The sequence below is a fragment of the Pseudoalteromonas fenneropenaei genome (genome assembly GCF_042643375.1).
GTDB classification, from domain to species: domain Bacteria; phylum Pseudomonadota; class Gammaproteobacteria; order Enterobacterales; family Alteromonadaceae; genus Pseudoalteromonas; species Pseudoalteromonas fenneropenaei.
Window position 1 is genome coordinate 155,428 of record NZ_JBHRSD010000017.1, and the last position, 13,137, is coordinate 168,564.

General features: G+C 44.7%; 10 protein-coding genes and 1 other RNA gene. 6 read left to right on the plus strand and 5 right to left on the minus strand.

Translation table 11 applies throughout. The features are described from left to right. Positions 1-33 precede the first annotated feature (33 nt). Genes dolP through ACFOEE_RS10915 form a run of 4 tightly spaced genes read right to left on the minus strand, consistent with a single transcriptional unit; the run spans position 34 to position 3,452 of the window. Positions 34-603 carry a division/outer membrane stress-associated lipid-binding lipoprotein gene (gene dolP, locus ACFOEE_RS10900; RefSeq protein WP_377124102.1) on the minus strand — a complete coding sequence of 190 codons (570 nt, stop codon included), beginning with the start codon at positions 601-603 and terminating at the stop codon, positions 34-36. Then, positions 600-1,190, minus strand: coding sequence for an SIS domain-containing protein (locus tag ACFOEE_RS10905; protein WP_377124104.1), 591 nt, complete (start codon positions 1,188-1,190; stop codon positions 600-602). Before ACFOEE_RS10905 ends, dolP begins: the two co-directional genes overlap by 4 nt. 13 nt (positions 1,191-1,203) lie before the next feature. After that, positions 1,204-1,566, minus strand: coding sequence for a YraN family protein (locus ACFOEE_RS10910; RefSeq protein WP_377124106.1), 363 nt, complete (start codon positions 1,564-1,566; stop codon positions 1,204-1,206). Then, complete coding sequence (locus ACFOEE_RS10915) at positions 1,566-3,452, minus strand: penicillin-binding protein activator (protein WP_377124108.1); 1,887 nt, start codon at positions 3,450-3,452, stop codon at positions 1,566-1,568. Before ACFOEE_RS10915 ends, ACFOEE_RS10910 begins: the two co-directional genes overlap by 1 nt. A gap of 162 nt (positions 3,453-3,614) precedes the next feature. On the opposite strand from ACFOEE_RS10915, the gene rsmI reads away from it, so the two are divergent. The 4 genes from rsmI (at position 3,615) to ACFOEE_RS10935 (ending at position 7,888) form a co-directional block, all read left to right on the plus strand. Further along, complete coding sequence (gene rsmI / locus ACFOEE_RS10920; protein ID WP_377124110.1) at positions 3,615-4,475, plus strand: 16S rRNA (cytidine(1402)-2'-O)-methyltransferase; 861 nt, start codon at positions 3,615-3,617, stop codon at positions 4,473-4,475. Positions 4,476-4,514: 39 nt separating this feature from the next. After that, positions 4,515-4,872: RNase P RNA component class A (gene rnpB / locus ACFOEE_RS10925), an RNA gene on the plus strand. Positions 4,873-5,223: 351 nt separating this feature from the next. Beyond that, a complete protein-coding gene (locus ACFOEE_RS10930) occupies positions 5,224-5,670 on the plus strand; it encodes a hypothetical protein (protein ID WP_377124112.1) in 447 nt (148 codons plus the stop codon). A 751-nt stretch (positions 5,671-6,421) separates the two neighbouring features. Then, complete coding sequence (locus ACFOEE_RS10935) at positions 6,422-7,888, plus strand: serine hydrolase domain-containing protein (RefSeq protein WP_377124114.1); 1,467 nt, start codon at positions 6,422-6,424, stop codon at positions 7,886-7,888. 144 nt (positions 7,889-8,032) lie between these two features. Here the strand turns inward: ACFOEE_RS10935 and ACFOEE_RS10940 are convergent, their stop codons facing one another. Next, positions 8,033-10,195 carry a winged helix-turn-helix domain-containing protein gene (locus tag ACFOEE_RS10940; RefSeq protein ID WP_377124116.1) on the minus strand — a complete coding sequence of 721 codons (2,163 nt, stop codon included), beginning with the start codon at positions 10,193-10,195 and terminating at the stop codon, positions 8,033-8,035. Between the two features lie 393 nt (positions 10,196-10,588). On the opposite strand from ACFOEE_RS10940, the gene ACFOEE_RS10945 reads away from it, so the two are divergent. Both ACFOEE_RS10945 and ACFOEE_RS10950 read left to right on the plus strand, forming a co-directional pair. Next, on the plus strand, positions 10,589-11,818 hold the full coding sequence (locus ACFOEE_RS10945; RefSeq protein ID WP_377124118.1) for a serine hydrolase domain-containing protein: 1,230 nt from the start codon (positions 10,589-10,591) through the stop codon (positions 11,816-11,818). A gap of 51 nt (positions 11,819-11,869) precedes the next feature. Continuing rightward, positions 11,870-13,117, plus strand: a complete 1,248-nt coding sequence (locus ACFOEE_RS10950) for a serine hydrolase domain-containing protein (protein WP_377124120.1) — start codon at positions 11,870-11,872, stop codon at positions 13,115-13,117. Positions 13,118-13,137: the final 20 nt, after the last annotated feature.

Below are 13,137 nucleotides of genomic sequence, written 5' to 3' on the forward strand. Positions count from 1 at the left end.
TTGAATACGTGAGATGATGGTTCCGAGTGGCGTTTAAAGATATTCAAATACCTTGATCACGCGCTCTACCCCATTGATATTACGAGCAATATCAACCGCGAGGTCAGCTTCTTGTTGACTTACTAAACCGAGCAAGAATACCTCCCCATTTTCAGTCACCACTTTAATGTTGTTACCACTTACATGTTTGTCCGCCAGTAAGCGCGTTTTCACTTTAGAAGTAAGCCAAGTATCGTGAGTTTGGGTGCTAAGCGTAATATTACTGCCGATCCGCACTTGATTATGGATCTGGCGAATACCGTTAATGTCCTTCATCGCTGCTTCCGCGGCTTGACGCATTTCTTCATTCGGTACTTGGCCGACCAACAGCACAATGCCATTGAGGCTTATCACGGTAATATTGGTGAACTCCGCAAGCTGAGGCTTGCCTTTAATCGCTAAGGTCGATTTGATCTCAATATTGTTATCATCAATCTGTGCGCCAATGGTTCGACGATCATTCGCTGCGGTAACCGCGCCTGTAGTACCTACTACGACAGCTGCTGCACAGCCTTGCAATAACGCCAATGCACAAAGTAAGGTCGCTAAACGGGTCTTTATCATGCTAAATCCTCCTGCGGGAACAAGGTGGCGTCGATCAGCTGGCCAAGGCAATGCAAATTAAACAAATGGGCTTCAATAATACGAGCAGGGCGTTTACTTGGCACGCGGATCTCGACATCATGAGGGCCAAGCAGGCCAGTTAATTCGCCACCGTCATCGCCAACTAAAGCGATGATTTTCATGTCTTTGGTGAGCGCTGCCTCAACTGCTGACACCACGCTTTTTTCATAACCGTCGATACTGATAGCGAGTAACATATCGCCACTTTGGCCAAATGCACGTACTTGTCTGGCTATAATGTCCAGCTCTTCGCTTGCGCTCGCGTAACTAAGCTGACGCTGCTCATTGCTCAGCGCAATCGCGGGTAAGCAAGGGCGTTCAGTTTCGAAGAAATTCACCAATAAACCAGCGAAATGTTGCGCTAGCATATCGCTACTGGCAGCACCGCAGCACAGCAACTTGTTGCCATTCAATAAAGTTTGCGCAATCGCGAGGGCGCCTGATTCCAGCGCATCTGAGAGTACTTCTGCTGCTGCTATCTGAGCTTGAATACTTTCGGTAAAGATTGTCTTTATAATATCTTGCATAATATTGATGTGTTTACAGTATGTTTTGTAACCAGTGAATGTTATCAGTGCCTTCAATTGCGACGAAATCGACTCGCACTGGCTGATTGCTGGCATGATGTGCTATTAAATAATGTTCAATGCTACGACGCAAGCGCTGCTGTTTGGTAGCCGTTAAGCTGTGTAATGCTCCGCCAAATTGGGCACTTTTGCGGTATTTCACTTCCACAAACACCAACGTTTGCTGATGACGCATGATAAGGTCAATTTCGCCATATCGGCAGGTATAGTTACGCGCCACAAAGTTGAGACCTTGGTTGGTCAAATAGTGCTCGGCTAGCTGTTCAAAATGTCCGCCTTTATCTCGGGTATTTTTAAACCAGCTACCTAATCCCATTAGCGAGTGTTACCCACAAGCGTTACGCTATCTGTTTGTGGTTGCATAAATAACGGAGTAGGTGCTGTTTCTGCTAATTCCACGCGCTCAATACTTTTGCTGTGATAGCGTGCCCAGCTCAAACGGCGCCATACCATATGTTGTTCCTTGACTTTAAGCTTGCCGGTTAAGCCATGAAACTCTTTGCCTGGAATGGCCGCCAGTTGCTTAAGTTCTGGGATTAAGCGTATCGCATCAAATGCCATAGCAAACAGACGTTGTTCGATATCAGCTTGCTCTGGCCACAAATTATCGTAATCGACGCGCAGCTGACGTTGATCGGGTTCAGGTAACATCCAGGGTTGCTCGGTAAAATGCAGCCCTTCGAGGTCGCTTTTATCAGTAGTATCTATACGTTTGCTATAACTGCGAGAAGTTGCGAATAAGGGAATACGTTTCGCAAAGGTACTCACATTGACGTCTAAATAAGGCTTTAATAAACGGGTTTCGACCGTATCACCTAAAATATAAATCACATCTATGTCGGCGCGTGAACGGGTTTCGCTTTCGACTTCAGTGCGAAATAGCGATTTAATATCGCGGATGCGGGCTTTAGAACTATCCACTTCAAGTAACTGTGCAACGATATCAGCCATATTTTTACTGTCGGTGTAAAAGCCTATTTCCGCAGTCGTCGCACTATATTTTTGCCACTCGGTAGTAAACTTTTCGACTAAGCGCTCACCATTGATATTTTGAGGTGCAAGTAACATCGGCTTTTTATAGCCAGCAGTGAGGAAATGTACCAACGCTTGCTCAACTTCATGTTCCGGATTAAGCGCAAAATAGAATTGGTCAGGCTTAACCGTCACTATATCTGGGGTGTTCAACATCAGGGCTGGCGTAGCTGCTAATGCATCGAGCTCAGTCAATTTATTGATATTGGCTTTAAGGAGAGGGCCTATTACAAAATCAATTTGCTTACTCGCGAGTTGCTGTGCAATCTCCGTTGCTGGCAGCATTTCATCAATAAAAAACACTTGCTCGATGGCGTAGCCATCTAATGCCGCGAGTGCTCCATTTTTTAGTGCTGCACCTAAGCGTTCATTGGCGCCAGACTGCGGTAACAAAATTGCTAATCTTTGGCTAGTATAAGGTTCTAACGTTACCGTTTGCTGGACTTGTTCAGGCACTATAGATTGCGCCGGATGGTTGACAAAACGACGTTGCCAGTTATTTAGCGCTTGTTCTAACAAAGATCCTTTACCAACATAAATTTGCTGATACATAGCCAGTTTGACCCAACCTTGCTGCAAGGTTGAGCCGCGGTCAAAGCGCTCTAGTGCATAACTTGAAAGTTGCTGCAGTGCTTGCCAGATCTCATCATTTAAGCCAACAATCGAAAGTTGGTGTTCAGCACATAGATCTGCTGCCGCAAAAAAGTACGGTAGCGCTTTTTTTGGTAAGTCCTGGGAGGCGTAGATACTGCCGCTGAGATATTGGTGCCAGGCTTGATGAGCTGGTGAAGATAGTTGTGACTCAATATCACCTAACATACTCAGCGCGTTACTAAATTGCCCTTGTTGTTGGCGCGCTAAGGCAATATAGAGTTTGTTTTGAATTTGGTCGACTTGCGCAGTGTTGCCTAAATGCTCAGCGACTTGTTCGAGCAAAATCCAGTTGCGTTCTTGCAAAGCAGCATCTCTTGCGGCATACAGCAGCTGAAATTGTTTGGCGCCAGCTGAGGTTTGCGCTTTTTGCCATAAACCTTCGGCATTGAGCGCAGTTATCGCATTGGCGGTCGAGACAGACGCTTGTTGTTGAGGCTGAGTTGATTTTTGGGTTGTACTGCAGGCAGATAACCCTGACAATACCACCACTAGCAGACTTACAAGTTTCAGTCGCACACTGCACCTTTAGTTAATTTAAGCGATTGGTCGAGACCCAAGCTATTTCGTTATACCCGTTAGACGTTTATCCACCCGCTTAGTTTATGGGTGATAAAGGATAATCGCTTGGCATAATAAAAGAGTATGGGTATATCTTACTGACTGACGCGGGAGACCACAATGACAAATACGGACAATGGCAACAAAATTGGCACTCTTTATATCGTTGCCACGCCAATTGGAAACTTAGCCGACATCAGCGAACGTGCCCTCGACACCTTACGCAGTGTTGACTTAATCGCGGCTGAAGATACTCGCCATACAGGCAAGTTGCTGAGTCATTTTGGCATTAAAACCCGTACCTTTGCCCTGCATGATCACAATGAAAAACAAAAGGCGCAGCAACTCTTAGATTGGTTGCAGGAAGGGAAAAACATCGCCTTAGTGTCTGACGCAGGTACACCTTTGATAAGCGACCCTGGCTATGCGGTGGTAAATTTATGTCGTCAGCAAGGCGCGCACGTAACGCCAGTACCCGGTGCTTGCGCAGCGATTGCGGCTTTGTGTTGCTCGGGCTTACCGACCGACCGCTTCCAGTTTATTGGTTTTAGCCCAGCGAAAAGCCAAGCCCGTCAACAGTTTTTTAAAACCGCTTATGAAAGTGGCATCACCAGCATTATGTACGAAAGCACTCATCGCATTATGGCCAGTCTTGAAGATCTGCAAACTGTGCTTGGCGCAGAGCAACAAGTGGTATTTGCCAAAGAGCTGACCAAAACCTACGAAACGTTTTTTAGCGGAAGTGTTGCGGAGCTCATCACATTTTTAACCAATGAACCTGAGCGTCAACGAGGCGAACTGGTACTTATGCTACCAGGAAAACCTGCGCAAACAGAAGAAATTCCAGCTGAAGCAAAACGCATGTTGGAACTCTTAGCTCCGGAAATGCCATTGAAAAAAGCCTGTGGTGTGGTAGCAGATTATTTTGGCCTGAAAAAAAATGCACTGTATAAGGTCATGATTGATGACAAAGACGCATAAAGCACTGTGCATCGCGCTGAGTTACTGTATAATGCGCGGCGAGTCGGCTAGATAATCGCTGCCTGTGACGAAAATGATCAGGGGGAGGAAAGTCCGGGCTCCACAGGGCAGGGTGCCAGCTAACGGCTGGGGGGCGTGAGCCTACGACCAGTGCAACAGAGAGCAAACCGCCGATGGCCTTCGGGCACAGGTAAGGGTGAAAGGGTGCGGTAAGAGCGCACCGCGCGACTGGTAACAGTTCGTGGCACGGTAAACTCCACCCGGAGCAAGACCAAATAGGGTTCCTTAAGGTGTGGCCCACATCGGAACCGGGTAGGTTGCTTGAGCCTAAGAGTGATCTTAGGCCTAGACGAATGATTATCCACGACAGAACCCGGCTTACCGGCTGACTCACTAAATTATAAAAAAGCCTCGCATCTCGCGGGGCTTTTTTATTGGTGGATAAATCCACTTCATACTTGCCAAAATGCGACTTACTGGCGCGCTAAAACTCAATTTTAAGTAAAAAGCGCCTTTATCTGAGTTATGACTTTCAGAGTTGAATTCAGGCTTTAATCTTGCTCCAAACTAGAAATCATCAATATGACTTGAAGCGCACTTGAGAATAGCTTTAGTAATTAAAACTTCTCATCAGCGAGAATAATTTTTGTACCTGTATTGTGTGCGGTTTGTTGTAGTGTTATTTTATCTTTGATGTTGCTGTATTGAATTATTAAGAAGCATTAGTTTTAAAATTAAAGGATTATCTATGATGAGTTTATTGAAATTATCTGCTGCTGCACTTTTTGTTAGTGTATTTAGTCTAAATGCGCAATCGATCAACAAATCAGTTGAAATGGCATCACAAATTAAGCGTAATATTTCTAGTAATAGTCAGCTTTTGGGATTGTCTGAGGAAACATACAAATATGCAAACGATCAGTTCTTGAGATTGCATTTTGGAACGCTGGACCACAATATTCCATTGATTTCAGAAATACCAGAATTTATTTCACCAGAAAATTATTCAGAAAGTGAATTGAATGAAGCCATGAATATTCAGAAAGCAAAGTTTGCAAGCTTGCTAGGTTTACCAGTAGCTAAGTTAGATTCTTTCATAGAGCATATGTCAGTTGTCTATAAGTCTGACCTTTTTAGCCGAAAAGTTGTTACTTCAGATGCTCGTGAGGTAAGTGATATGGAGTCATCACGATAACTTTTAATACGCAATGCTACTTTAGCGAGGACAATGGCGGACTTAGACTTATGTTTCTATTTATCAAACAGCGATGGATGCAGACATTGGTCAATGCGTCGAGTTCAAGGTTCAGTTTGTTGATAAATAAAAAGTGATGGCAGAAGTGTGGAAATATAATAACTTCTCTGAGGCTTGGAAGGTTGCTGAGATTTGCCATAATTGAGAAATGGACTCTCTTTGCTAAATTAGACAAATTACTAAGGGCTCTTTCAATTTTTCAATCTTCTTATTACTCACTAATTGACCTATTAAGATTGCCCTAAGTCGAGCCCCGCATCTAAACGTGCAGGGCGATATTTTTTGAACACTGCTGAAGTCTCACCCAGCCCGCACTTGTCTTAAACCAATTTATTGTTTCCTTGCTTTCTGCATGAGTAAGTTGCGAATTTGAGTGCGAAGATGTATTTGTTAAAATTAAGCAATTTGGCACCTTGCTGTTAACGCGGTCATTAGTCGTATTGATAATGCTTGCTCTTATAGGCGTGAGATACAGTGCCACATACTCCATAATACTTAGTGGTTTATAAATGTGCAGCAACCCCTGTTTATTGTTGAATTTGGGATTTTATTTGCTACTTTATTATGTGTTCGAACTACATGTGCTTTTTAACTTGTCACAATTATTTATAACAACACAATAATGGTTGTGTCAGATACAGGTATTCGGTTAGGATAACCCACTTTAACAGTGAGCTAGAATGGATTTTTCATGTATAAAAACAATAAAATACCGCGTTCAAAGGGGTTTTTAATCGGCACGATACTGGGAGCAATTTGTTTTACTTCTATAGTGCAAGCTGAGCCAGTCGATGACCATATTAAACATATCATTAAAGAAAAACATATTCCTGGGTTGCAACTCGCAGTGGTGAAAGACGGTAAAATCATCAAGCAGGCCAGTTATGGTTTCGCCGATTTACAACATCAAGTACCAGTAACAGCACAAACGGTATTCCCGATTAACTCCATGACCAAAGCCTTTACTGGGGTTGCGATTGTGCAGTTGGCAGAGCAAGGTAAACTAAGTATTGACGATGAAATTGGCAAGCATTTACCAGAGTTGCCGAAGCACTGGCATGCACTGAAAATTAATCAATTAATGGCGCACACCACAGGTCTTCCGGCTATTTTAAACAATGCAAGGCCGATTGTGGCCAATGACGCCGAAGCATCTTGGCAGGCAGTGTTACAACAACCTTTTCAGTTTACGCCTAATTCGCGTTTTAGCTATAACCAAACGGGTTATGTGATCTTAGGTAAACTCATTGATAAATATGTACCTGAAGGTTTCACTGCGTTTATTGAGAAGATGCAGTTTAACCCCGTAGGCATGCCGCAAACCGCACAAGCCGGTTTTGATTATATGGATTTTATTGTGCCACATCAGTCACGCCAGTATATCGACATGGGGGACGGAAAATACAAAAATCTTTACCTTGAGTTTGCACCTATGTTGCGTACTGCTGCTGGTATGAGTTCGACGGCGACAGAGCTGGCCAAGTATCTGATTGCGTTGCAACAAGGGAAATTAGTTAAAGACCGTAACTTATTGTGGACGCCCGTACGTTTAAACAACGGTCGTACAGAAGGGTTTAGCTTACTAGAAAATGGTTATGCGATGGGTTGGCAGGTAGTACAACGTAAATACCATCCCGCAGCGAGTGCAAGTGGGGCTGATGCTGTGACTATGATCACGTACCCTGAAGATAATATTTCAATCGTGGTGTTAACCAATCTTTTAGGCTCGCTACCGATTGCGTTTGTTGATGAAATTGCGGCTTACTATATTCCTGACTTTAATGCCGAAGAAAAACAAAAGGCGTATCACCCGATGGCATACCTTGAGGATCTTACCAATAAAGTGGGCTTTGACAATTTTGCTGCTACCCTTGCACAAGCAGAGACGGACACCGGGGTGATGTACGATTTAGAGATTTTGACTGAGTGGGGCAACAAGTTAGCTGAAAATAACCGTGCAACAGATGCTATTGCAATCTTTCAGTTTGGTCTTACGCAGAACAACGAGCATACCTATATTGTAAACAGTTTGGCCGAAGCGTATGAAGCCACTAAGCAGTATGCACTAGCACTGAAATATTATCAGCGCCTGTTGGAACTACGCCCTGCTAGTGAGTACGCCCAAACGAAAGTGGCTGCGCTGGGTAAACTTTTATAATTCGCGGTTGGCACGGCCAGAATTAGCCAATCTCAGGTCATTTCGCGTCGGATTTGGTCATACCTATTTTACAGGGTATGACCAAACTCTACTTGGTTACGTGTGGCTCGCACCCATGAGCAATGTTGCCGCTTTTGCCAAGCGCTAGTTCGACAGTAGTAGCTCTACAACTTCTTTCTTGGCTCTCACACGTAACGTCATCAGTACCTCAACGCCATTTACAGCAGTAATATTGTCGATGTTGTTAGGCACTCGGCCTAAAACTTCAAATACTTGGTCGTTAAGTTGATAAGACCACAATTGATTGGCTTCGTTGATGCCGTACAACGTATTGTGATGGATAACAAATTGCTTGTCGCTGCCTTGTGCTTGTAGTGCTGCAATATGCTCATCCTCAACCGCGCCAGAGAGCCAAAACCTATCCATATGGTCGGTATAAATCAGTTTACCGTCTTGGCTTTTTAGTGCGCGTTTGACTTGATGATGATTTATCACTTGGATAGCAGCATCGGCAAGGTTCAGCTGCGCAAAACGGCTGACGCCGTTGATTTCTATTAGGGCTAACGCGGTTTGGGCGCTGCTATCCCAATAAAACAATTGTTTGATCGGCGCGGCAAAAGCCAAGCGCTGTGATGTGCCGTCTAAGTGTAGTTGTATCAGTTCTTTGTCAACATTGGCCAGCACACTTTGACCATCTTTAGCAAAGAGGAATTCATACATAAAAGCATCAGTAGGGAAGTGGCTGAGTTGTCGCGTGCTAGTCGCGTTAGTAAGCCAAATTTGTCTTTGGCCGGTACGACTTGATGTAAATGCCACTAAGTCTCCATGCGGTTGAAACTGCGCGTGACTCTCACCTTGAGTTGAGCGCGCTAATACTTTACCCGCGCTATTGGGTTGATCGCTTGAAACAAAGCTGTTTAAAGGTGTTAAGGTGATATCACTGTCGTAATGGCCTTTAGTCACCAACATGCGACTACCATCGGGGTGGAACTCTGGGGAGCTCATAGGTTCATCAATGGGTAAATCAATGGTCTTAATTTGCCCTTGGTAAGACAAGGTAAATAACTGTCGGCCAGTGCTAAATACCAGTAGGTCTTCAAAGGGTGAAAACCTCGGGTATATTGCTCTTAAGCGCGCGATTTGCGGTGGGTATTGTATCGGGTGGCTTGATAACAACTCACCGTTAACTGATAACTTATTGATATAAAAAGTGCCGTCTTGTTGCTGCGTGATTAAGGCAAGTACTGCGTCTTTATGCGAGTAGGTATAATGGACAATACTACCTTCAGCCAGCTGATAAATGACGTCGCTGGTTTTATCATGAATTGAATAGCGAATGAGTTGCCAACGTTCGGAAGTCTTTTGTAGTAAAGCGATGTGTTCGTTATCTAACCATTCTGGGCTTTTAATTTCTGAGTTTTTGCATTCCAACAATAGTTTAGGTGTTTGTGGTGCTTGTAGGGCTGTCGCAAAATCTAAGCTCATGAGGTGGTAGCAGGTTTTTTGCGTGATAGGCTCGGTGCAATTAACCGTTTGTATAAAGGCAAGTGTTTTACCATCCTTGGAAAAGCTATGTGGTCCGTTGGTATTTAAATTGTCGGTAAGTTGGAATTCCTGCTGTGTTTCGATGTTTTTTGCCCAGATATTGTTACGGCAAAACTCATCGGAATAACGATGAAATACAATGTATTTACCATCCGGAGAATAAACCCCAGCAACTTCTTTGTTATCGGTTGCGGTCAGTGGACGATATTCACTGATTTTAAATTGTGTTGCGGGTTTGGCGGCGAATAGCTGAAAAGCAAGTAGTGCAAAAACGAATAGCATACAAGCTAAGGCAATGACTCTAGTATTCTGTTTAAGTGCTGGGAGCGTGGTTGAGGCGTTTGGGTTATACGTATCCGTTGCAAATGGGGCAGGGTTGCTTGCTGTTGGCGTTAAGCGTTCAATGTTTAGTTCAGTGTTTAGTTCAGTGTTTAGTTCAGTTTCGTGCTGCCAACGTACCTCAGCTTCTAAGCTATATCCTTTTTTGGCATGAGTTTTAATCAAGTCTTGCGCTTTGCCATCGTCACCAAGGGCTTTTCTAAGTTGGGTAATACAGCGCTGTAAGGTATTGGGGGTGACTATGGTGCCTTGCCATACTTGGCTCAGTAACTCGTCTTGGCTTACTACTTTGCCTTGCTGCTGTGCTAAATAAGTCAGTACCGCGAGTGCTTTTGGGGCAAGGAGCGTGGTGTCGTTTTGGTAGGTGATTTGATTGCGCGACAAATCAATATAAAAATCACCAATCCAATATTGTTGTGTCATAGATTCCTTACCTACCAAAAGTGCCGAATTATAGCCTTGCTGGCTGCCTTCACGTGCCTCAATTGCATAACAGATTTATGCGTATAGAGAGTCGCTTTTTGCTGCCCAGCAACTACTGCAAATAATCAAGGTATAGCATCAGCAAGTATACCTAGTCTCTCTAGATTAAATCGCAATAGCAACGAATGCAAATATTCAACCAGATGATATTTAAAGGTTTTTATAAAATCAGCGAAAAGTCAGTGAAAACTCAGGCAAACATCCAGTGTTTTTGTTGTTATCCCGTAAGTTAGGTTTCGTCCAACCATTGTGTATCGCACAACATGAGTATAACGCCAACAGGCGAAGCGACTTTACATGGTGCCGCACAGCAAATAACGAACAGGATTTTTTATGAACTATCAGCTGAAATTGAACACTTTATGTATCGCAACCTTATTGGTGGGGGTGAGTTGCTTGAATGTGGCACATGCGGAGCCAAACCAGAAGCTTGCACCTGAGGCTAGTGCACCCGAGGCGAGTGCCGCTGAAGCTAAACTTGGATATCGCGAGTTGCCAACGCTTAGCCAAGCGTTTATCGATGCCTCACCCGAACAACGCAAAGATGGTATTCAAGTCGGCAAATTAGGCGTGGATGGCGGCAACAAAGACATGATTGTTAAGCTTGCCAAAGACATCGCCGCAGGTCAGTTTGGTGTATACGACAGCCTGTTGATTATCCACCAAGGTAAGTTGTTATTTGAATCTTACTATTCTCGCGGGCGCATTAATTTACCGCATGGCCAAGCTTCTGCTACCAAAGCTTACACCGCGCTGGCACTAGGTCGCGCAATTCAGCTTGGTTACCTAAGCATGGCGGATTTAGATAAGCCTATTTATAGCTTTTTAAAAGATCTAGAGCCGGCAAAATTTGCCCAAGGGGTGGAGAAAATCACTTTGGCTGATGCGCTCACGATGAGAACGGGACTGCGGATCAGCAAAGAACAAGAGGAAGAGCTGAAGAAAAATCCCGCGCGTTTAAAAGGACAAGGGCAAATTCAAGCTTATTTTGAAGTGACAGAGCCGGTCACCGCGGCGGGCCAAACTTTTAAATATGGTGATGGTCCTGAGTTTGTCATGCACGTGCTTGAAGCTGTGGTGCCAGGCACAGCGCAAGACTTTATTAAAAAAGAGTTGCTCGACAAACTTGGCATAGTGAATTACCACTGGCGAATGAATGAATTCACTGGCTTACCTGAGGCTGGGTGGCGCACAAAGATGACCTCGCGTGACATGGCTAAGTGGGGCACTTTAGTGATGAATAAAGGCAAATGGCAGGGCGAGCAACTGATCCCCACAGCTTATATTGCTGCCGCAACCAGCCCTCAACTATTGACCGGTGACGAGGATATTTACGGTGGCGGTAAAGATGTGGCTAAGCAAGGTTATGGCTATTTCTTTTGGAACTCAGAGTTAAGAGTGGGTAACAAAAGCTATTACAGTGCCTCGGCGCAAGGTGGAGGTGGGCAGTTTATTGTGCTGCTGGAGGAGTTGGATTTAATGCTGGTGGTGACGGCTAACAATAATGATAACAGCACCTTACAGCTTGTTGCTGAGCGGGTGATCCCAGCGTTTACGCTGTAATGAGTCGCTTTATCCGCGCAAGTTGTAAGAACGACCAAGATAAGGAATAACATGATGCACATGCAAAACTCAAACCCCGTCTTTTCCCTCCTGTTATTGTGCTGTGTCAGCGCTACTTGCATTGCAGGCGAGCCGGCCCAGCGCAATGCTGCGCCGCGAGCCTCTGCCGAGGAGGCGCAGTTAAAGCATTGGCGGATGCCAGATATTAAACGCACCTTTTGGGATATTAGCGAGCTTAGTCAAGCTTATATCGATGTGGCACCAGCGGCATTGCAAGATGGCGTAGTGACAGCGCAATTGGGGCGTGACGGTGGCAATCAAGCTTTGCTAGTTAAGCTTGGTCAAGAAATCGCTAATAAACAGCATCAACAAGTCGATAGTTTACTGGTTGCCCATCAAGGCAAGTTAGTATTCGAATCGTATTATGCGCGCGGGCGGATTGATCTGCCACACCCGCAATCGTCAACAACTAAATCTTATACCAGCTTAGCGTTAGGTCGGGCGATGCAATTGGGTTATTTGTCCATGGCGGATTTGCACAAACCATTACTCGAGTTTTTGCCAAACTTAGATACTCGTAGCTTTGTTAAGGGAGTTGAGACAATCACGCTACATCAAGTCTTGAGCATGAGCTCTGGGCTTAAATTTAGCAGCGAAAAAATCCAGCAATATGGCAGTGAGCCTGAGCGCTATTATGGGCTTAAACGTGTGCAGGCGTTTTTTAGCGATAGTGAGCCTGTTAGTAGCGACGCTAAAACCTTTAACTATCAAGGGCCAAATCCAGATCTGGCGATGCAAGTATTAGAAGCCGTCGTGCCGGGTTCAGCGCAGGATTTTATTAAACAGGAGCTATTCGGCAAGCTTGGTATTGTGAACTATGATTGGCGTGTTGAGCAAGATGGGGTACCGACAGCTGGCGCGTTATCCAGCCTAACATCGCGGGATATGCTGAAGTTGGGCAGCTTAGTACTCAATAAAGGTAAATGGCAGGGCGAGCAGCTTATTCCTGCGGCTTATATTGCTAAGGCAACCGATAAAATAGTCGCACTGAATGATGAGCAAGTAAAAAACTTTTACGCTGGAGATAAATTATCAGACTCAGGCTATGGCTACTTTTGGTTTCAAACGCGACTTAAGGTTGGTGATAAATACTACGTGGGCAAATCAGCCCAAGGAGGAGGAGGTGTGACTATTTTAGTGGTTGAAGAACTTGAACTCGTTGTCGTCGTGACAGCCCATGCGCGGCAGGCTTATTTGCAAATGGCAGCAGAGCATGTGTTGCCTGCATTTGTGCAGTAAGCCATAGCTTTGCATAGCGT

Excerpts from the sequence above, each read along its gene's own strand:
- ACFOEE_RS10935 (WP_377124114.1), top strand. The coding sequence starts at position 6,422 with ATGTATAAAAACAATAAAATACCGCGTTCAAAGGGGTTTTTAATCGGC.
- dolP (WP_377124102.1), bottom strand. The coding sequence starts at position 603 with ATGATAAAGACCCGTTTAGCGACCTTACTTTGTGCATTGGCGTTATTG.
- ACFOEE_RS10940 (WP_377124116.1), bottom strand. The coding sequence starts at position 10,195 with ATGACACAACAATATTGGATTGGTGATTTTTATATTGATTTGTCGCGC.
- ACFOEE_RS10950 (WP_377124120.1), top strand. The coding sequence starts at position 11,870 with ATGATGCACATGCAAAACTCAAACCCCGTCTTTTCCCTCCTGTTATTG.
- ACFOEE_RS10945 (WP_377124118.1), top strand. The coding sequence starts at position 10,589 with ATGAACTATCAGCTGAAATTGAACACTTTATGTATCGCAACCTTATTG.
- rsmI (WP_377124110.1), top strand. The coding sequence starts at position 3,615 with ATGACAAATACGGACAATGGCAACAAAATTGGCACTCTTTATATCGTT.
- ACFOEE_RS10905 (WP_377124104.1), bottom strand. The coding sequence starts at position 1,190 with ATGCAAGATATTATAAAGACAATCTTTACCGAAAGTATTCAAGCTCAG.
- ACFOEE_RS10930 (WP_377124112.1), top strand. The coding sequence starts at position 5,224 with ATGATGAGTTTATTGAAATTATCTGCTGCTGCACTTTTTGTTAGTGTA.
- ACFOEE_RS10910 (WP_377124106.1), bottom strand. The coding sequence starts at position 1,566 with ATGGGATTAGGTAGCTGGTTTAAAAATACCCGAGATAAAGGCGGACAT.